At 62.7% G+C, this 18950-nt stretch carries 16 protein-coding genes; 10 read left to right on the forward strand and 6 right to left on the reverse strand.

Annotated elements, in window-relative coordinates; all coding sequences use genetic code 11:
- Positions 1-33: 33 nt before the first annotated feature.
- Positions 34-1665: a SulP family inorganic anion transporter gene (locus tag Q8O96_RS21955; protein ID WP_207167807.1), complete on the reverse strand. Its 1632-nt coding sequence runs from the start codon at positions 1663-1665 to the stop codon at positions 34-36.
- Positions 1666-2098: 433 nt separating this feature from the next.
- Between Q8O96_RS21955 and Q8O96_RS21960 the strand changes: the two genes are divergently transcribed.
- The 5 genes from Q8O96_RS21960 (at position 2099) to Q8O96_RS21980 (ending at position 7563) form a co-directional block, all read left to right on the forward strand.
- Positions 2099-3148, forward strand: coding sequence for a YCF48-related protein (locus Q8O96_RS21960; protein WP_102865214.1), 1050 nt, complete (start codon positions 2099-2101; stop codon positions 3146-3148).
- A 32-nt stretch (positions 3149-3180) separates the two neighbouring features.
- Positions 3181-5556 carry an RND family transporter gene (locus Q8O96_RS21965; RefSeq protein ID WP_250330208.1) on the forward strand — a complete coding sequence of 792 codons (2376 nt, stop codon included), beginning with the start codon at positions 3181-3183 and terminating at the stop codon, positions 5554-5556.
- Positions 5557-5772: 216 nt separating this feature from the next.
- Complete coding sequence (locus tag Q8O96_RS21970) at positions 5773-6066, forward strand: DUF5629 family protein (protein WP_102865212.1); 294 nt, start codon at positions 5773-5775, stop codon at positions 6064-6066.
- The gene (locus Q8O96_RS21975; protein WP_102865211.1) at positions 6053-7228 is read left to right on the forward strand and encodes a lactonase family protein; all 1176 of its coding nucleotides are present in this window, start codon (positions 6053-6055) and stop codon (positions 7226-7228) included. The genes Q8O96_RS21970 and Q8O96_RS21975 overlap by 14 nt, the downstream gene beginning before the upstream one ends.
- 155 nt (positions 7229-7383) lie before the next feature.
- On the forward strand, positions 7384-7563 hold the full coding sequence (locus tag Q8O96_RS21980; protein WP_102865210.1) for a hypothetical protein: 180 nt from the start codon (positions 7384-7386) through the stop codon (positions 7561-7563).
- A gap of 178 nt (positions 7564-7741) precedes the next feature.
- Here the strand turns inward: Q8O96_RS21980 and Q8O96_RS21985 are convergent, their stop codons facing one another.
- From Q8O96_RS21985 to Q8O96_RS21995, 3 genes are read right to left on the reverse strand one after another with little or no spacing between them, the layout of a single operon-like run.
- A complete protein-coding gene (locus tag Q8O96_RS21985; RefSeq protein ID WP_080963096.1) occupies positions 7742-8221 on the reverse strand; it encodes a YbaK/prolyl-tRNA synthetase associated domain-containing protein in 480 nt (159 codons plus the stop codon).
- 16 nt (positions 8222-8237) lie between these two features.
- Positions 8238-8996: a TSUP family transporter gene (locus Q8O96_RS21990; RefSeq protein WP_102865209.1), complete on the reverse strand. Its 759-nt coding sequence runs from the start codon at positions 8994-8996 to the stop codon at positions 8238-8240.
- A 4-nt stretch (positions 8997-9000) separates the two neighbouring features.
- The gene (locus Q8O96_RS21995) at positions 9001-10203 is read right to left on the reverse strand and encodes a TauD/TfdA family dioxygenase (RefSeq protein ID WP_243433679.1); all 1203 of its coding nucleotides are present in this window, start codon (positions 10201-10203) and stop codon (positions 9001-9003) included.
- On the opposite strand from Q8O96_RS21995, the gene Q8O96_RS22000 reads away from it, so the two are divergent.
- Positions 10197-11147 carry a LysR family transcriptional regulator gene (locus Q8O96_RS22000; protein WP_102865207.1) on the forward strand — a complete coding sequence of 317 codons (951 nt, stop codon included), beginning with the start codon at positions 10197-10199 and terminating at the stop codon, positions 11145-11147. The genes Q8O96_RS21995 and Q8O96_RS22000 overlap by 7 nt on opposite strands.
- A 58-nt stretch (positions 11148-11205) precedes the next feature.
- Positions 11206-11331, forward strand: coding sequence for a hypothetical protein (locus Q8O96_RS22005; protein ID WP_016965043.1), 126 nt, complete (start codon positions 11206-11208; stop codon positions 11329-11331).
- Between the two features lie 72 nt (positions 11332-11403).
- On the opposite strand, the gene Q8O96_RS22010 is transcribed toward Q8O96_RS22005, so the two are convergent.
- Together Q8O96_RS22010 and Q8O96_RS22015 are read right to left on the reverse strand one after the other, a co-directional pair.
- Positions 11404-14502, reverse strand: coding sequence for an efflux RND transporter permease subunit (locus Q8O96_RS22010; protein WP_102865206.1), 3099 nt, complete (start codon positions 14500-14502; stop codon positions 11404-11406).
- 10 nt (positions 14503-14512) lie between these two features.
- Positions 14513-15667 (reverse strand): efflux RND transporter periplasmic adaptor subunit, encoded by a 1155-nt coding sequence (locus Q8O96_RS22015; protein WP_102865205.1) that lies wholly within the window; start codon positions 15665-15667, stop codon positions 14513-14515.
- A 202-nt stretch (positions 15668-15869) separates the two neighbouring features.
- Here Q8O96_RS22015 and Q8O96_RS22020 point away from each other — a divergent pair, with 202 nt between their 5' ends.
- The 3 genes from Q8O96_RS22020 to Q8O96_RS22030 all read left to right on the forward strand — a co-directional run bounded on the left by Q8O96_RS22020 (position 15870) and on the right by Q8O96_RS22030 (position 18947).
- Positions 15870-16571, forward strand: coding sequence for a response regulator transcription factor (locus tag Q8O96_RS22020; RefSeq protein WP_102865204.1), 702 nt, complete (start codon positions 15870-15872; stop codon positions 16569-16571).
- A 4-nt stretch (positions 16572-16575) separates the two neighbouring features.
- Entirely contained in the window at positions 16576-17880 is a 1305-nt protein-coding gene (locus Q8O96_RS22025) for an ATP-binding protein (protein WP_102865203.1), read from the forward strand.
- 254 nt (positions 17881-18134) lie between these two features.
- Entirely contained in the window at positions 18135-18947 is an 813-nt protein-coding gene (locus Q8O96_RS22030; RefSeq protein WP_102865202.1) for a crotonase/enoyl-CoA hydratase family protein, read from the forward strand.
- Positions 18948-18950: the final 3 nt, after the last annotated feature.

An 18950-nucleotide genomic window follows, 5' to 3' on the forward strand; every position in this document is an offset into this window, starting at 1 on the left:
GCCGCCCAGACCGTTCGCAGCCTGCGGCAGCGGCTACAGGGGGGGCAGTGCGCTGCTCAAGTCGCGGTGATAGTTCTGCGCGCCAATGGCGTGCAGGATGCCCACGCGCTCAAGCTTGGCATGCACCTTCAGGTTGGCTTCGCACAGTTTCACCACGATCCCGCGCTTGTGCAGCTGACCTATCACTTCCTCCAGGGTCTGCAGCCCAGTGATATCCATGAACGGCACATGCTTGAGGCGGATGATCAGCAGCCTGGGATCGCTATGGGTCTGGGCCAGGGCCCGTTCAAAGGTTTCGGCAGCGCCAAAGAACAGGGGGCCTTCGATGGTATAGATCAGCACCCCAGCAGGCAGGTGCCCGCGTCCTTTGCCGCGCAATTCGTTCTCCAGATCCTCCCCCACCACCTGCTGCACCTCCACCGAGGAGGCCATGCGCCGCAGAAAATGCAGCATCGCCAGGATCACCCCGATGTTCACCGCAATCACCAGATCACTGAACACCGTCAGCACAAAGGTGCACAGCAGGATTGCCACATCCGCCCGGGGCGCGCGCTGCACCATGCGCTTGAAGTGGTGCAGCTCACTCATGTTGTAGGCCACCACGAACAGGATCGCCGCCAGGGCGCACAACGGGATATTGGCCGCCAGCGGCGCGAGAAACAGGATGATCAGCACCAGCACCACGGCGTGGGTGATGCCGGCCAGCGGGCTGCTGCCGCCGTTGCGGATGTTGGTGGCGGTGCGAGCAATGGCACCCGTGGCGGCGAACCCGCCAAACAGCGGTGTGGCCAGGTTGGCGATGCCCTGGCCGATCAGCTCCTGGTTGGAGTCGTGGCGGGTGCCAGCCATGCCGTCGGCCACCACCGCCGACAACAGCGATTCGATGGCTCCGAGCATGGCGATGGCGAAGGCCGGTCCTATCAGGTCGAGTATCCGTGGCAGGCTGATCTCGGGCAGTTGCAGGGTCGGCAAGCCCTGGGGAATGCCGCCAAAGGCACTGCCGATGGTGGCCACGCCCTGGAACTGGAACAGTGACTGCAAGGCGGTGGCCAGGACCATGGCCACCAGCGGCGCCGGCAGGCGCTTGAGCGCGGGGATCCTGGGTACCCACAACAGCAGCGTCAGGCTGAGCAAGGCCAGCAGGGTGGTGGCCAGATGCAGTTCGGGCAGGGCTTGCAGCAGGTGCCAGAGCTTCTGGTGGAAGTGTTCGCCCTGGACGGCGGGCAGGCCGAAAAAGTCTTTCCACTGGCTGACCCAGATGATCACCCCGATCCCGGCGGTGAAGCCGAGAATCACCGGGTCGGGGATGAATTTGATCAGGGCGCCCAGGCGGCTGATGCCCAGCAGGAACAGGATGATCCCGGCCATCATGGTCGCCAGTTGCAGGCCGTCGACCCCGTATTTGGCGGTGACCCCGGCGAGAATCACGATAAAGGCCCCGGTGGGGCCGGCGATCTGCAAGCGGCTACCGCCGAACAGCGACACCAGCAGGCCGCCGACGATGGCGGTGTAGATGCCCTGTTCCGGCTTGACCCCGGAGGCGATGGCAAACGCCATGGCCAGGGGCAGCGCCACCACGCCGACAATCACCCCGGCCACCAGGTTGCGGGCCCAGTGCCGGGGACCGAGCAAGCCAGCCTTCCACGCCTCGCGTATGGCAATCATGCGTCACTCCTGAAGGTCATCGGGCTCGCCACCCACGCAGCTCATCATAGTCAACACTGGGTAGCAGCGGCTTATGCCCTGGATCAGCCTTTGGTCGTGTACCGGCGCTACACGCCGACAGGTCGCGCAAACCTCAGCTAAATTGACAAGCTTTTCGTACCGGCATCAACGCTTCCTCGCCTGCTGCAGAGGAGCATCGATCAGCCCAGCGAATGCCCGAGCATTCAGGGGCCTGGCCAGACGCGGTGATTAACAAAAGATAACGTGGCGTTGATTGTCAGACCTTTCCAAAGCCCGATAGGATAGCCCGCAGCTGAAGGGGCTCTAGAGTGCAGGTTTCAGGACGATCTTCACGGTCGGTCCAGGCATCGAAAACCCCTGAAGGCGCCCTGAGAGGTCAAATGACCTGACAATAATAATGGGGGAATGGTCTATGAGTGAGCCTGTCATGGGTGTAGTTGTTGGCCGCCCGCCGGCGCTGCGCACGTTCGCATTGCTGGCTACAGCGCTCTCGCTGTTGGGTGTCGTGACGCTGTCGACACCGGTCCTGGCCGCTGCCACCGCAGCGGATACTGTCTATTCCATCGAATCGCCCAAGGCGGCGAAAAGCCTGATGCTCGATGTGGTCCACGCCGGCAAGCGCCTGGTGGCCGTGGGCGATCGCGGGCACATTCTCTATTCCGACGATCAGGGAGCGTCCTGGGTGCAGGCCAAGGTGCCCACCCGGCAACTGCTGACCGCGGTGTATTTTGTCGATGACCAGCACGGCTGGGCGGTGGGCCACGATGCCCAGGTCCTGGCCAGCACCGATGGCGGTGTCACCTGGAGTCGGCAGTTCCAGGACCTCAAGCGTGAAGCGCCCTTGCTCGATGTCTGGTTCAAGGACACCCGCAACGGCTACGCCGTCGGTGCCTATGGCGCCTTGCTGGAAACCACCGACGGTGGCCAGCACTGGGAAGACGTCAGCGATCGCCTGGACAACGAAGACCAGTTCCACCTCAACGCCATTGCCCAGGTCAAGGATTCCGGACTGTTTATCGTCGGCGAGCAGGGCAGCTTGTTCCGCTCCGCCGATGACGGGCAGACCTGGGAACGCCTCGAAGGTCCCTATGAAGGCTCGCTGTTCGGCGTGATCGCTACCGGCCAGCCGGCGACCCTGCTGGTGTTCGGCCTGCGGGGCAATCTCTATCGTTCCACGGATTTCGGCAACACCTGGGAGCAGGTGGAGTTGAACGCTGCCCGTGGCGCCCTGGAGTTCGGCCTGTCGGGTGCTACCTTGCTGGACGACGGCTCGCTGGTGATCGTCGGCAACGGCGGCAGCGTGATCCGCAGTACCGACCACGGCCAGACCTTCAGCGTATTCAACCGTGCGGACCGCCTCTCGCTGTCGGCGGTGACCGCTGCCGGCAATGGCAAGCTGATCCTGGCCGGGCAGGGCGGGGTGCGGATCTCTGCGGCAACCGGCGCTGACGTCGGCAAATAAGCCGGGCACATAATAAGAAGGTGGGGAATTCCATGAGCAGTCATCACCAGGACAAGGCGAACTTTCTCGAACGCCTGATTTTCAACAACCGCCCGGCAGTGATCTTCATTTGCCTCTTGGTCAGCGCTTTTCTGTTCTGGCAGGCGACCCTGATTCGGCCTTCCACCAGTTTCGAAAAGATGATCCCGCTCAAGCACCCGTTCATCGAGCGGATGATGGAGCACCGCAACGACCTGGCCAACCTGGGCAACACCGTGCGTATCTCGGTGGCAGCCCGCGACGGCGACATCTTCACCCAGGAGTACATGGAGACCCTGCGGCAGATCAACGACGAGGTGTTCTACATCTCTGGCGTCGACCGCTCCGGGCTCAAGTCGCTGTGGAGCCCCAGCGTGCGCTGGACCGAGGTGACCGAAGAGGGTTTCGCCGGTGGCGAGGTGATTCCCCAGAGCTATAACGGCTCGCCCGAAAGCCTCGACCAGTTGCGCAACAACGTCCTCAAGTCCGGCCAGGTCGGGCGCCTGGTGGCCAACGATTTCAAATCCAGCATCGTCGACATCCCGTTGCTGGAGTCCTACCCGGACCCTCAGGACCAGGGCAAGCTGCTGGCCCTGGACTACCAGAAGTTCTCCCATCAGCTGGAAGAAAAGATCCGCGACAAGTTCGAAGCGCAGAACCCCAATGTGAAGATCCACATTGTCGGCTTCGCCAAGAAGGTCGGCGACCTGATCGATGGCCTGATCATGGTGGTGATGTTCTTCGGCGTGGCCTTCATCATCACCCTGGTGCTGCTGTACTGGTTCACCTGGTGCATCCGCAGCACCATCGCGGTGCTGATCACTACTCTGGTGGCGGTGGTCTGGCAGTTGGGGCTGATGCATGCCTTCGGCTTTGGCCTGGACCCGTACTCGATGCTGGTGCCGTTCCTGATTTTCGCCATCGGCATCTCCCACGGGGTGCAGAAGATCAACGGTATCGCCCTGCAGTCCAGTGACGCCGACAACGCCCTGACCGCGGCGCGGCGGACCTTCCGCCAACTGTTCCTGCCAGGGATGATCGCCATTCTCGCCGACGCCGTGGGCTTCATCACGTTGCTGATCATCGATATCGGGGTGATCCGCGAGCTGGCCATCGGTGCCTCCATCGGTGTGGCGGTGATCGTGTTCACCAACCTGATCCTGCTGCCAGTGGCGATTTCCTACGTCGGCATCAGCAAGCGCGCCATCGAACGCAGCAAGAAGGATGCCTCCCGCGAGCATCCGTTCTGGCGCCTGCTGTCGAATTTTGCCAGCCCCAAAGTGGCGCCGATCTCCATCGCCCTGGCCCTGGTGGCCTTTGGCGGCGGCCTCTGGTACAGCCAGAACCTGAAGATCGGCGACCTCGACCAGGGCGCGCCGGAGCTGCGTCCCGACTCGCGCTACAACAAGGACAACAACTTCATCATCAGCAACTACTCCACCAGCTCCGACGTGCTGGTGGTGATGGTCAAGACCGCGGCCGAAGGCTGTTCGCGCTATGAAGCCATGGCCCCCATCGATGAGTTGATGTGGAAGATGCAGAACACCGAGGGCGTGCAGTCGGCGATCTCCCTGGTGACCGTGTCCAAGCAGATGATCAAGGGCATGAACGAGGGCAACCTGAAATGGGAAACCCTGTCGCGCAACCCCGATGTGCTCAACAACTCCATTGCCCGGGCCGACGGCCTGTACAACAACAACTGCTCCCTGGCGCCGGTGCTGGTGTTCCTCAATGACCACAAGGCCGCGACCCTGGACCGCGCGGTGCATGCGGTGCAGGAATTCGCCGCGCAGCACAACAAGGATGGCCTGGAGTTCATCCTCGCCGCTGGCAACGCCGGGATCGAGGCGGCCACCAACGAGGTGATCAAGGAATCCGAGCTGACCATCCTGATCCTGGTGTACATCTGTGTGGCCGGCATGTGCATGATCACCTTCCGCTCCTGGGCGGCGACCCTGTGCATCGTCCTGCCGCTGGTGCTGACCTCGGTGCTGGGCAACGCGTTGATGGCCTTCATGGGCATCGGCGTCAAGGTCGCGACCTTGCCGGTGGTGGCGCTGGGTGTGGGCATCGGGGTCGACTACGGCATCTATATCTACAGCCGTCTGGAAAGCTTCCTGCGTGCCGGACTGCCGTTGCAGGAGGCCTACTACCAGACCCTGCGTTCCACCGGCAAGGCGGTGCTGTTCACCGGCCTGTGCCTGGCCATCGGCGTGTGCACCTGGATCTTCTCGGCGATCAAGTTCCAGGCCGACATGGGCCTGATGCTGACCTTCATGCTGCTGTGGAACATGTTCGGTGCCCTGTGGCTGCTGCCGGCCCTGGCGCGGTTCCTGATCAAGCCGGAGAAGCTGGCGGGGCAGAAGGGCAACTCGCTGTTCGCTCACTGATCCAGGCGTTTTGAACACCAAGCCGCGCCCTCGGGTGCGGCTTTTTCATGCCTGCTCCCAGGGCATGAACAGGCTGGCGCCGCAGGGCATGGCCAGACCCCTTCGACAGTGGCCGCAGGCCACACCGGCGGCGAGTGATGACGGGGCGCAATACGGGCCCGATCCTTGGGCGCCGATCAGCTATGATTGCGCCTTTCCAATTGATGATTGATTGCTATGACCGCTGCTACCGACACCTTGCTCACCGCCCTTGAAGCCTGCGACATGCTGGAAATCGACGGCCTGCACGCCTTCGACTTCACCCTCGACGAGCAGCGCCTGCTGATCGAGTGCATGGATGGCCGTGCCGCCAAGCGCTGGAGCTTTACCCTGGCCCAGGTGCAGGCCGCGACTTTTGATCAGGCGCTGCAGAGCTGGACCCTGGTCGCTGATTCCGGCGAGCACCGCCTGGTGTGCATGAGCGCGTTCAGTGCCCGCGACGAAGAGGAGAGTGAGCATGAAGATGCGTAATTTCTGGCCGCTGTTGATGGCCGGCAGCGTTGGTGCCATGGCGGTCCAGGCCGCGCCGGCACAGACCCAGGAACTGCTGGTGGGTTCCTACACCCAAGGGCAGAGCCAGGGCCTGTATCGCCTGCGTTTCAACGAGGGGACCGGGCGGATCGATGCCAAGCCGTTGCAGGTGGTGAAGAGCTCCAACCCGTCCTGGCTGACCCTGTCCAAGGACCAGAAATTCGTCTTTGTGGTGAATGAAAACAGCCCGGGGCAGGTTGACCCCATCGGTCGTGTCAGCAGCTACAGCCTGGCGCCCAAGACCCATCAACTGAACCTGATCAACCAGGTGCAGAGCCAGGGCAACGAGCCCACTCACTCCAGCCTGAGCGCCGACGGCAACTACCTGTTCGTCAGCAACTATTCGGTGGACGTGGACCCGGGCGGCAGCCTGGCGGTGGTGCCGGTCAGCGCCGACGGCCATCTGTCGCCGGTGGTGCAGCTCACCAGCCATCCGGGCAGCCGGGTCGATCCCGAGCGCCAGCAGTCGGCCCACGTGCATTCGTCGGTGTCGTCCCCGGACGGCCGGTTCGTGTTCGCCAACGACCTGGGGGCAGACAAGATCTTTGTCTACCGCTACGACCCCAAGGCCAATCCGGAGCACCCGCTGACGCCCGCCGAACCGGCCTTTGTCCAGTTGCCCCCAGGCAGCGGCCCGCGCCACTTGCTGTTCAGTGCCGATGGCAAGCGTGCCTACCTGACCCTGGAGATGAGCGCCCAGGTGGCGGTCTTTGACTATCAGGACGGCAAGCTGACCCAGCGTCAGTTGCTGGATCTGGCGGCCAATGGCTCCAAGGAGAAAAAGGCCGCGGCGGCCCTGCATGCCTCCAAGGACGGCCAGTACCTGTATGTCAGTAACCGTGGCACGGCCAACCAGTTGCTGGTGTTCGCCATCGACCCGAGCAATGGCCAGCTCAAGGAGATCCAGCGACGTTCCGTGGAAGGCGATCACCCGCGGGAGTTCAGCCTCGATCCGAGCAATCGCTACGTGCTGATCGGCAACCAGAAAAGCAATGAAATCGTGGTGATCGAACGTGACGCCAAGACCGGTTTCCTCGGCAAGACGGTGCAGAAACTGCCCTTCGAAGCCCCCAGCGACATCAAGTTCCTGGTGCGTCAATAAGCCGCAGGCCCCGTGTTACGGGGCCTGACTGCTTCTATCAATCACGCTGATAATAGCTACTGCCGCAAAGCATTTTTTCCCGCCAACCCTCGGGAGTAAGTTTGCTCTACAGCCCACACGGGCAAGCAAGCCAACTGAATCCGAGGGTTATACCGATGAATTTCAATCTCTTCTCCGTGATCGCCGCCTCCGCCATTTCCGCCAGCGTGGCCCTGCCAGCCAGCGCCAACGTGGAAATCAGCCGCAAGACATCCTCCACCAACACCTACACCCAGAAGTACCTGCAACAAAGCGCCAACTTCTACGCCGCCCTGGATCACAAGAGCCACGGCTGATCGGCTAGCGTTACGCCTGCGCTGGCTAGCCACCTGGCATGTCCAGCGCGATATCTAGGTTGCCCCGTAGCCACTGAGTTCCCCACACGATTTGCGCCCAAGCCGGCATGGCTTGCCGACCTTGCGATCGACAAGGTCTGCTGCATGTCATAGGGGAGGGCGCAAGGGGAAGGTTTGCTCAGGCCTGGCTGATGTCCAGCAATCGAGGCATGGCAATCGCCAGATAATCCTGCGTATCAAGCACCATCGACGCATCCAGCCGCCCCGCGTTGAAGGCTATTTCTGCATAGCCTGTGGTCAAGGCCGGATCGACGATCAATTGAATCCGCTCATCGAAAACAAAAGGAGGGATGGCGCCGATCCGGCACCCGGTCAGTTCCATGGCGGTTTCGGCCTTCACCAGCTCGGCTTTTTTCCCGCCCAGGGCCGCTCCGACTTTTTTCATGTCCAGCTTCTGGTCGCCCGGCAGTATCACCAGGGCATAGGGCCCGGGCTGCCCCTTGAGGGAGCAAAGCATGGCCTTCGCGCCTTGGCCGGGCTCGGTGCCACGGATTTCGGCGACGCGCGCCGACTGGCCCTCGGCATCGTGCATCAACACCCGGTAGGAGGCTGAGCGGGCATCGAGTAGTGCCACGAGGCGATCGAACATCGGATGCATGTAGTTTTCCTCTGGTTTACAGGAGCATGTCGTAGGACAGTTTGCTGATCAGAATCACCAGCAACACCAGGAATAGCGCCCGGACAAAGGGCACGCCCTTATGAACGGCCAGCCAGGTGCCAGTGAGCGCGCCCAGGATGTTGAATGCCGCCATGGGGATGGCGATCAGGTAGAGCACGTTACCCGTTGGGATGAAGAACATGAGTGCCGCTACGTTGGTCGCGATGTTCACCAGCTTGGCCGATGCCGAGGCATGCAGAAAGTCGAAGGCGAAGCAGCGGATAAACAGGAAGATCAGGAAGCTGCCAGTGCCGGGACCGAACAGGCCATCATAGAAACCGATGGCGCCGCCGATGACGATCGCCAGCAGTTTTTCCTTGGTACCGATGCGCATGGGTTTGTGCAGGGCGCCGAAATCTTTCTTCCAGAAGGTGTAGATCGCCATCAGTACAATCAACACCAGCACCGCCGGCCGGATCATCGACTGAGGTACGAACGACACCGTGGCGGCTCCGAAGAAGGCCATGACAAAGGCCGCGCAGGCGGCGGGGATCACAAGCCCCCAGTTGATCACCACCTTGCGCACGAAGGATCGGGCCGCGAATGCAGTGCCGCAGGCGGCCGCGACCTTGTTGGTACCCAGCAGCGCCGCCGGTTGAGCGGTGGGAAGCACGTTGAATAGCGCGGGAATCTGGATCAGTCCGCCACCGCCCACCGCCGCATCGATCAGGCCGGCGGCGAAGGCGAACACGCAAAGGATGACAATATCGACCATGAAATCAGGCTCTGCCTATGTAGGGTTGATGAGGGGCCAGCGGCACTACGCGTGCCGGATCATTGACCCCGAAGACCCGCAACATCCAGCGATCACGGCCGTCGTAACGGGGGGTAAAACCATCTCGGGCATGCAGGGTTTGCTGGTTCTTGAAGATCAGCATGTCCCCTGGTTGCAGCAGTATGTGGTGCACGACATCGGGATGATTGGCGGCGGCGGCGAACAGTTGGAGGGCAAACTGCGCATTGGCGCAGGTCGCTTCGACACTCGCTTTGTTGTAGCGGCAATACAGGCCATCGGTTGCGCTTCTGTACAGCAAGGGGACGTTTTCCAGCACATTCCCCTGTTTGCCGAAGGAGGCCGGTCGGCGAACAGTGAAGTTCGGTCGTAACAATTCCTCTTCGACACAGGCCGGCAGAATGGCCAGCACCTCGTCAATGGCGACGATACGCGTCGGCACATCGAGCTCGCAGCGCAGGCCGGTCAGGGACAGGTACTCCGGACAGGCCGACAACTGCGAGACGGGTTCGCAGGTCAAAGGCAGGTGAGGGTTGTCAACGTGCATGCCCAGGTCAGCGCGCGAGCCATAGGAACTCTTTTCGGTCTCTCGCTTGTGCTTGGGCGAAACGTGACGGAACACGGTGTCGTCGCTTTCACCCTCGTAGGCCACTGGGCGGGTTTGCAGGGTTTGCAGCACGGACAAGATAGCCCCGGCCAGCGTCGATACGTTCTCGATACCCGGCTCCAGGTCATAGGGCGTGGCCGGCAGTTGCGGGTCCAGCGGCAGCCCCCTGACGATCATCGCCACGTCACGGGCCTGTGGAAAATTGCGTAGCTGCTGGATTTTCTCCGGGCACAGGGCACTTTCCAGCAGCCGCCCCAGGGCCGGCATGTGGCGGATACCCGAGGCGCTATCGGTCACGTCCAGCGCTGCCAGACCGGCCTGAAGTGTGCGTTGTTCTTCGAGCGACAGATGAATTTGCGGTATCTCCCGTCGGATCGAAGTCACTGATTTTCCTGCCAGCCATTCATGAGTGACTTCATCAACACAAGCTGCGGCTTTACCGATTACTTCATCCAGCTTTGACACGTCCTTGCGCTCCTGTTTGCCCCATCCTTGTGGGTTGAGCGGGAAGGTTAACGGAAGGGCCTTTTTTTGTGTTGCAATGCCGCGTTGTGAAAAATGCAATGAGGTGGACAGTGGCATTGAATATGTTGGGGGAACTTGAAGCCTTCGCGACCGTGGCTCGCAAGCGCAGCTTCGTCGCCGCGGCACGGACGCTGGGGCGCTCCCCCAGCGCGCTGACCCGTGCCGTTCAAGCCCTGGAGGAAAGTGTGGGGCTCAAGTTGTTCAATCGCTCGTCCAATGCCGTGAGCTTGACCGAAGCGGGTGAATGCCTGTTGCCCCACGCGTACAAAATGCTCGACCTGCAACGTGAGGTGGATGAAGACCTGTCCGGTCTCAGCGGCCTGGCCTCCGGCTGGATCCGTTTTTCCGCCCCCGAGTTTCTCGGACAAGGGGTATTGCCCCGGCTGATCGCGCAATACTGCGAGCGTTATCCAGACGTTAATATCGATGTGATTTTCACCGATGAGATCATCGATCCGGCCAAGAGCAAGCTGGACTTCTCGATTCGCGGCGCGTTTCCACAATCCAGCGACCTGATCGGCTTTGCGCTCTGGAGTTACTCACGTTATCTGTACGCCAGCCCCGGCTACCTGGAGCGCAACGGCATGCCCGAGTCCATCGAGGCACTGGAGGCGCATTCGCTGATCCTGCATACGGCGCCACGGATTCTCAAGGAGTGGAATTTTCGCAGTGAGGAGCAGGCCATCAGCTTTCGGGTTCATCCCAAATTTCGTTTCAGCTCCGGTCTGGCGGTATTCCAGGCAGCCCTGGCGGGCGTCGGGATTGCCCGCTTGGCGGATTGGATGGCGGAGCCCGAAGTGGCAGCGGGGCGCCTGATCCGGGTTTGTCCTGAGTACAAACTCACCTCCAGCAGCGGTGAGAGCCCACAGATGCACGCGGTGTACCCGGCCGGAAATTTGCCGCTGCGGGTGAAGGCATTGCTGGAGATGATCCGCGACTTAGGTGAAAGCCTCGAATGTAAACGCGGCTCAGCACAAATTATGCTTGGCAGTGGCACATAGCCATGTGTTTAAATTTGACGCTGAATTATTGACTCTTTCCCGAGCAAGGATCGAAAGCATGCTGACGCGTCTGGCTGTGGTTCTGCTGTTGCTCTATTCCACCCCCATCCTGTCTTCTGCCCAGCCTGTGGAAGGCGAGCCAGAGACCTCTCGCGAGCGTTTGACCAGCCTGTTGCAGGACTGACGTTCGAGGTTGGATTGAGCGTGGCAATCAGGCAAGGAACGGGTCCCGGAATCGGGACCCGTTTGTCTGGGTTCAGTCCTTGGACGAACCGCGTTTTACCAGTTTCATGACCACCACGAAGAACACCGGGACGAAGATCACCGCCAGGGTCGCGGTGATCATGCCGCCGATCACCCCGGTGCCGATGGCCTGCTGGCTGGCGGAACTGGCGCCGGTGGCAATGGCCAGGGGCACCACGCCGAGGATGAAGGCCAGGGAGGTCATGACGATCGGCCGCAGACGCAGGCGTGCTGCCTGCACTGTGGCGTCGATCAGGTCGTGGCCTTCGTCGTACAGGCTCTTGGCGAACTCGATGATCAGGATCGCGTTCTTCGCCGACAGGCCAATGATGGTGATCAGGCCGACCTTGAAGAACACGTCGTTGGGCATCCCGCGCAAGCTCACCGCCAGCACCGCCCCCAGCACCCCCAGGGGCACCACCAGCAGCACCGAGGTCGGAATCGACCAGCTCTCGTAGAGCGCCGCCAGGCACAGGAACACGATCAGCAGCGACAGGCCCAGCAACAGCGGCGCCTGACTGCCCGAGAGGCGTTCCTGCAGCGACAGACCGGTCCACTCCAGGCCCAGGCCGGCGGGCAACTGGCTCACCAGTCGCTCGACTTCCTGCATGGCTTCACCGGTGCTGTGGCCCGGAGCCGGTTCGCCGGAAATGGCAATCGCCGGGTAGCCGTTGTAGCGGGTCAGCTGGGCCGGCCCCAGGGTCCAGGTGGCGCGGACGAAAGCAGACAGCGGCACCATCTTGCCGGCGCTGTTGCGCACGTTCATCCGCAGCAGGTCCTCGACCTGGCTGCGTTGATCGCCTTCGGCCTGGACCACCACCCGCTGCATGCGCCCCTGGTTGGGGAAGTCGTTGATATAGGCCGAGCCCAGGGCCGTGGACAGCAGGTTGCCGATATCGGCGAAGGACACGCCCAGGGCGTTGGCCTGCTTGCGGTCGACTTCCAGTTGCACCTGGGGCGCTTCGGCCAGGGCGCTTTCGCGGACGTTGGCCAGGATCGGGCTCTTTTCCGTGGCAGCCAGCAGCTCGGTCCGGGCCTGCATCAGCGCGGCGTGGCCGACGCCGCCACGGTCCTGCAGACGGAATTCGAAGCCACTGGAGGTGCCCAGGCCGTCGATCGGCGGCGGCAGCACGGCGTACACCACGGCGTCCTTGATCGCACTCAGGGCGCCGTTGGCGCGGTCGGCAATGGCCATGGCCGAGTCGTCGCTGCCCCGTTGCGACCAGTCCTTGAGGGTGGTGAAGGCCAGGGCCGCGTTCTGTCCGCTACCGGAGAAGCTGAAGCCGAGGATGATGGTGCTGTCGCCCACCCCCGGTTCGCCGGCGTTATGCGCCTCGATCTGTTCCACCACCTTGATCGTGCGGTTCTGGCTGGCCCCGGGCGGCAGCTGGATGTCGGTGATGGTGTAGCCCTGGTCTTCCACCGGGAGGAACGAGGAGGGCAGGCGGCTGAACAGCAGCGCCATGATCGCCAGCAGCGCGACGTAGATCAGCAGGTAGCGGCCGGTGCGCTTGAGGGCGTAGCTCACGCCGCCCTCGTAGCGGTTGCTCAGGCGTTCGAAGCGCCGGTTGAACCAGCCGAAGAAGCCCTTGCGCTCATGGTGCTCGCCGGCGGCGATGGGCTTGAGCAGGGTGGCGCACAGGGCCGGGGTCAGGGTCAGGGCAAGGAAGGCCGAGAACAGGATCGAGGTGGCCATGGACAGGGAGAACTGCTGGTAGATCACCCCCACCGAACCCGGCATGAAGGCCATGGGAATGAACACCGCCACCAGCACCAGGGTGATGCCGATGATGGCCCCGGTGATCTGCTTCATGGCCTTGCGCGTGGCTTCCTTGGGCGACAGGCCCTCGGTGGCCATGATCCGCTCGACGTTCTCCACCACCACGATGGCATCGTCCACCAGGATACCGATGGCCAGCACCATGCCGAACATGGTCAGCACGTTGATGGAGAACCCCAGGGCCAGCATGGTGGCGAAGGTGCCCATCAGCGCCACCGGCACCACCAGGGTCGGGATCAGGGTGTAGCGGATGTTCTGCAGGAACAGGAACATCACCAGGAACACCAGGGCCATGGCTTCCATCAGGGTGTAGATCACTTTGGTGATCGAGACCTTGACGAAGGGCGAGGTGTCATAGGGGATCTTGTATTCCACCCCGGTGGGGAAGTAGCGCGACAGTTCGTCCATCTTGGCGCGGATCAGGGTCGCGGTATTCAGCGCGTTGGCCCCGGGGGACAGCTGCACGCCAACAGCGGTGGAGGGCTTGCCGTTCAGGCGTGTGCCGAACTGGTATTCCTGGCTGCCGACTTCCACCCGCGCGACATCGCCGATGCGCACCGTAGAGCCGTCGGGATTGGCCCGCAGGACAATGTCGGCGAACTCCTCGGGGGTGGTCAACTGGCCCTTGACCAGAATGGTCGCGGTGATTTCCTGGCTGGAGGGGTTGGGCAGGTCGCCGATGCTGCCGGCCGGCACCTGGGCGTTCTGCGCCGCGACCGCAGCATTGACGTCCGCCGGGGTCAGGTTGAAACCGATCAGCTTCTGCGGGTCGACCCAGATGCGCATGGCCCGTTCGGCGCCGTACAGCTGGGCCTTGCCAACCCCGTCCACGCGACGGATCTCGTTCATCACGTTGCGCGCCAGGTAGTCGCTGAGGGCCACATCGTTGAGGCGCCCGTCATTGGAGGTCAGGGTGATCAGCAACAGGAAGCCGGCGGAGACTTTCTCCACCTGCAGGCCTTGCTGGGTCACGGCCTGGGGCAGGCGCGGTTCCACCGCCTTGAGGCGGTTCTGCACATCGACCTGGGCCAGCTCCGGATTGGTGCCGGGCTGGAAGGTGGCGGTGATGGTGGCGCTGCCCAGGCTGCTCTGGGAGGAGAAGTACAGCAGGTGATCGGCGCCATTGAGCTCCTGCTCGATCAGGCTGACCACCGATTCGTCCAGGGTCTGTGCCGAGGCGCCGGGATAGACCGCGTAGATCTCGATCTGCGGCGGCGCCACGTTGGGGTACTGGGCCACCGGCAGTTGGGGAATCGCCAGGGCGCCACCCAACAGGATGAAGAAGGCGACCACCCAGGCGAATACCGGGCGGTCAATAAAGAATTGCGGCATGTCGTACTACCTACTGGCCAGGATTCTGAGCGAGCGGAAGGGGCGTGTCGTCGATCTGCACCAGCTCGCCGGGACGGGCGTGCTGCAAGCCTTCGACGATGATGCGGTCACCGGGCTTGAGCCCTTCGGTGACGATCCAGCGGTCTTTCTGTACCCCGCCCAGTTGCACCGGGTGTTGCACCACACGGTTCTCGGCATTCACCAGCAACACTTGGGCGACGCCGGCGCTGTCACGCTGGATGGCCCGTTGCGGCACGCTGATGCCCTGCTGGTTGACGGCCTGCTCCAGGCGCACGCGCACGAAGCTGCCGGGCAAGAGATCGAGGTCCGGGTTGGGGAACTCGCTACGCAGGATGATCTGCCCGGTGCTCGGGTCGACGCTGATGTCGGCGAACAGCAGTTTGCCCGGCAACGGATAGAGGCTGCCGTCGTCCTGGATCAGGGTGGCCTTGGCCTGGTCCTTGCCCACCTGTTGCAAGTGCCCGGCCCGCAAGGCCCGGCGCAGATCATTGAGCTCACGGGTGGATTGGGTCAGGTCGGCGTGGATCGGGTCCAGTTGCTGGATCAGCGCCAGAGGCGTGGTTTCGTTCTGGCCCACCAGGGCGCCTTCGGTCACCAGGGCGCGGCCGACGCGACCGGAAATCGGCGCGGTAACGGTGGCGAAGTCCAGATTGAGCCTGGCACGTTTGACTGCGGCCTGATTGGCCGCGACTTCGGCATCGGCCTGGCGCCGGGTCGCCCGGGCGTTGTCGTATTCCTGGCCGCTGATGGCCTGGTCGGCGATCAGCTTGGCAAAGCGCTGTTCCTGCAGGCGCGCCTGGAAGGCGCTGGCCTCGGCCTTGCGCAGGTTGGCCCGGGCGCTGTCCAGATCGGCCTGGAAGGGCGCCGGGTCAATGCGGAACAGCACGTCACCCTGCTTGACGTCGGAACCCTCGCGGAAGGTCCGTTGCAGCACCACCCCGGCCACTCGGGCGCGGACTTCGGCGATCCGCGGTGCGGCAATGCGCCCGCTCAGTTCGCTGGTGATGGACAGGGCCTGGCTCTGGATCGTCTCGATCCGCACCGTGGCGGTCGGTGGTGTCTGTTCGCCTTCGGTTTGGCCGCAGGCGCTCAGCGCCCCTGCCAGAACCAACAGGCAGAGTGGCGCGAAGAGTTTATTCGACATGCTGATACCCCAATAATGACCTCGGCATGCTAAGGGCATGGGTCAAGGCCCGCTGTGAAGCTGTGTAGGTGCTGTGTGAAAAAGTGTGAAGCGGGCGCGCCCGGGCTGCCGCTGTTGTATATCCTTGGCGCCTCGCTGGTTGTAGCCGGTGCTCTATAAGAAACGCCGGTACTCTGTATTTCTTCAATAAAGACCTCAGCTCATGCCCAATATTCTTCTCGTCGAAGACGACTCCGCCCTCTCGGAACTGATTGCCAGTTATCTGGAGCGCAATGGCTATCAAGTCAGTGTGATCAGTCGTGGCGATCAGGTGCGGGAGCGGGCCAAGACCAATCCGCCGGACCTGGTGATCCTCGACCTGATGTTGCCGGGGCTGGACGGTTTGCAGGTCTGCCGTTTGTTGCGCGCCGACTCGGCGACTTTGCCGATCCTGATGCTGACCGCGCGCGATGATAGCCATGATCAGGTCCTGGGTCTGGAAATGGGCGCCGACGACTATGTGACAAAACCTTGCGAACCGCGAGTGCTGTTGGCACGGGTGCGTACCTTGTTGCGCCGCAGCAGCCTGAGTGAGCCCCAGACCGCCAGCGACCAGATCCTCATGGGCAACCTGTGCATCGACCTCTCCGAGCGCACCGTGACCTGGCGCGAGCAGTTGGTGGAACTGTCCAGCGGTGAGTACAACCTGCTGGTGGTGCTGGCCCGACATGCCGGTGAAGTGCTCAGTCGCGACCAGATCCTCCAGCGCCTGCGGGGCATCGAGTTCAACGGCACCGATCGCTCGGTGGACGTGGCCATCTCCAAGCTGCGACGCAAGTTCGACGACCATGCCGGCGAGGCGCGCAAGATCAAGACCGTCTGGGGCAAGGGCTATCTGTTCAGCCGTTCCGAGTGGGAATGCTGAGTCCATGCTGCGCATCCTGATCCGGCTGTACCTGATCACCATCGTCGCCTTCAGCGCAGCGATCTACCTGATTCCCGACCTGGTGATCAAGGTCTTCCACGAGCGTTTCCTGGACTACAACCTGGATCAGTCCCGGGGGCTGCAGAGCTTGATCGTCAAGCAGTTTCGCGCCCTGCCTGCGTCCCAGTGGCCGACCCTGGCTGAGGAAATGGACGAAGAGTTCCACCCGCTGCAGGTGGCTCTGGTGCGCATCGACGATCCGGACTTCAGCCTTTACGAGCGTGAGCGCCTGGAGCGCGGCGAGAAGGTCGTGCGCCTGGGAGACTGGGGCTGGCGCACACTGGCAGTGTCGCCGCTGGATGACCAGCTGGCGGTGAAGCTGGTGGTGCCGCCGGACCCTCTGGACGTCAACCTGCTGTACTGGAGCATCAACGTGCTGATCGTCGCGGTGCTGCTGGCCTGCCTGTTGCTTTGGGTCAGGCCCCACTGGCGCGATCTGGAACGCTTGAAGCGCACCGCCGAGCGCTTCGGCAAGGGCCACTTGAGTGAACGCACGCAACTGCCCGGCAGCTCCAACATCGGCAGCCTGGCCCATGTCTTCGACACCATGGCCGGGGACATCGAGCAACTCCTGAACCAGCAGCGGGACTTGCTCAATGCGGTGTCCCACGAGTTGCGCACGCCTTTGACCCGACTGGATTTCGGCCTGGCCCTGGTGCTCTCCGACGATCTGCCCGCCGCCAGCCGCGAGCGTCTGCAAGGGCTGGTGGCGCATATTCGTGAACTGGATGAACTGGTGCTGGAGCTGCTGTCCTACAGCCGCCTGCAGAATCCGGCCTGCCTGCCGGAGCAGGTCGAGGTGTCGCTGGACGAGTTCATCGACAGCATCCTTGGCAGCGTCGACGATGAACTGGAATCGGACATCGTCATCGATGTCCTGCTGCACGGCACCCTGGAGCGTTTCACCCTGGACCCGCGGCTGACTGCTCGGGCCCTGCAGAACCTGCTGCGCAATGCCACCCGTTACTGTGAGAAACGCATTCAGGTGGGCGTGCTGGTCAGCGACGAGGGGTGTGAAATCTGGGTCGACGACGACGGCATCGGCATTCCTGACGACGAGCGCGAGCGGGTATTCGAACCCTTCTACCGCCTGGACCGCAGCCGCGACCGCGCCACCGGCGGATTCGGCCTGGGCCTGGCCATCAGCCGCCGGGCCCTGGAAGCCCAGGACGGCACCCTGACCGTGGAAGCCTCGCCCCTGGGTGGCGCGCGTTTTCGCCTGAGCCTGCCGCCCCCGACCACCCGCTGAACGGCGCCCACGGCCTTTTAGCCGCTGCCGAACCTGCGATCGGCGACGCAGCTGGAGCAACGCGGCGTCTGCTCCAGCGTGCCCTCAGGGCCCGTTCGCAGCCTGCGGCAGCGGCTACACAAACCGGCGTGCCTTCAAGGACGCGCGCCAGCCTGCGGCCAGTCCCGTTTTTGGCCAATGCGCTGCCTTACGGGGCGGCGCCGCCACTTGCTATAGTTCGGCCCTCATTTTCCGCCCAGTAAAGGATCACTGCCATGTCCGAATACCAAGCCTTTCGCGTCGAACTCGCTGACAACATCGCCCATGTGCAGATCAATCGGCCGGAAAAGATCAATGCCATGAACGCCGCGTTCTGGAGCGAGATCGTCGAGATCTTCCGCTGGATCGATGACACCGATGCGGTGCGGGTGGTGGTGCTCAGTGGCGCCGGCAAGCATTTTTCCTCAGGTATAGACCTGATGCTGCTGGCCGGCGTGGCCAACGAACTGGGCAAGGACGTGGGCCGCAACGCCCGTCTGCTAAGGCGCAAGATTCTCCAGTTGCAATCCTCCTTCACCGCCGTGGACAACTGCCGCAAGCCAGTGCTGGCGGCCATCCAGGGCTATTGCCTGGGGGGCGCCATCGACCTGATCAGCGCCTGCGACATGCGCTATGCCGCTGACGATGCCCAGTTCTCCATCAAGGAAATCGATATCGGCATGGCGGCGGATGTCGGCACATTGCAACGTTTGCCACGTATCATCGGCGACGGCATGCTGCGCGAGCTGGCCTACACTGGGCGCACCTTCGGTGCCGAGGAAGCGCGCAGCATCGGCCTGGTCAACCGCACCTACAGCGATGCCGCCAGCCTGCTGGACGGGGTCATGGAGATTGCCCGGGAGATTGCCGCCAAATCGCCGATCGCGGTCAGCGGCACCAAGGAAATGCTCAGCTACATGCGTGACCACCGGATCGATGACGGCCTGGAATATGTCGCCACCTGGAACGCCGCCATGTTGCAGTCCAACGACTTGCGTGTGGCCATTGCCGCCCACATGAGCAAACAGAAACCCGAATTTCTGGATTGATTG

The organism is Pseudomonas sp. LPH60 (genome assembly GCF_030718165.1).
In the GTDB taxonomy this organism is placed as follows: domain Bacteria; phylum Pseudomonadota; class Gammaproteobacteria; order Pseudomonadales; family Pseudomonadaceae; genus Aquipseudomonas; species Aquipseudomonas danubii.

Excerpts from the sequence above, each read along its gene's own strand:
- Q8O96_RS21955 (WP_207167807.1), bottom strand. The coding sequence starts at position 1,665 with ATGATTGCCATACGCGAGGCGTGGAAGGCTGGCTTGCTCGGTCCCCGG.
- Q8O96_RS21960 (WP_102865214.1), top strand. The coding sequence starts at position 2,099 with ATGAGTGAGCCTGTCATGGGTGTAGTTGTTGGCCGCCCGCCGGCGCTG.
- Q8O96_RS21965 (WP_250330208.1), top strand. The coding sequence starts at position 3,181 with ATGAGCAGTCATCACCAGGACAAGGCGAACTTTCTCGAACGCCTGATT.
- Q8O96_RS21970 (WP_102865212.1), top strand. The coding sequence starts at position 5,773 with ATGACCGCTGCTACCGACACCTTGCTCACCGCCCTTGAAGCCTGCGAC.
- Q8O96_RS21975 (WP_102865211.1), top strand. The coding sequence starts at position 6,053 with ATGAAGATGCGTAATTTCTGGCCGCTGTTGATGGCCGGCAGCGTTGGT.
- Q8O96_RS21980 (WP_102865210.1), top strand. The coding sequence starts at position 7,384 with ATGAATTTCAATCTCTTCTCCGTGATCGCCGCCTCCGCCATTTCCGCC.
- Q8O96_RS21985 (WP_080963096.1), bottom strand. The coding sequence starts at position 8,221 with ATGCATCCGATGTTCGATCGCCTCGTGGCACTACTCGATGCCCGCTCA.
- Q8O96_RS21990 (WP_102865209.1), bottom strand. The coding sequence starts at position 8,996 with ATGGTCGATATTGTCATCCTTTGCGTGTTCGCCTTCGCCGCCGGCCTG.
- Q8O96_RS21995 (WP_243433679.1), bottom strand. The coding sequence starts at position 10,203 with ATGCCACTGTCCACCTCATTGCATTTTTCACAACGCGGCATTGCAACA.
- Q8O96_RS22005 (WP_016965043.1), top strand. The coding sequence starts at position 11,206 with ATGCTGACGCGTCTGGCTGTGGTTCTGCTGTTGCTCTATTCCACCCCC.
- Q8O96_RS22010 (WP_102865206.1), bottom strand. The coding sequence starts at position 14,502 with ATGCCGCAATTCTTTATTGACCGCCCGGTATTCGCCTGGGTGGTCGCC.
- Q8O96_RS22015 (WP_102865205.1), bottom strand. The coding sequence starts at position 15,667 with ATGTCGAATAAACTCTTCGCGCCACTCTGCCTGTTGGTTCTGGCAGGG.
- Q8O96_RS22020 (WP_102865204.1), top strand. The coding sequence starts at position 15,870 with ATGCCCAATATTCTTCTCGTCGAAGACGACTCCGCCCTCTCGGAACTG.
- Q8O96_RS22025 (WP_102865203.1), top strand. The coding sequence starts at position 16,576 with ATGCTGCGCATCCTGATCCGGCTGTACCTGATCACCATCGTCGCCTTC.
- Q8O96_RS22030 (WP_102865202.1), top strand. The coding sequence starts at position 18,135 with ATGTCCGAATACCAAGCCTTTCGCGTCGAACTCGCTGACAACATCGCC.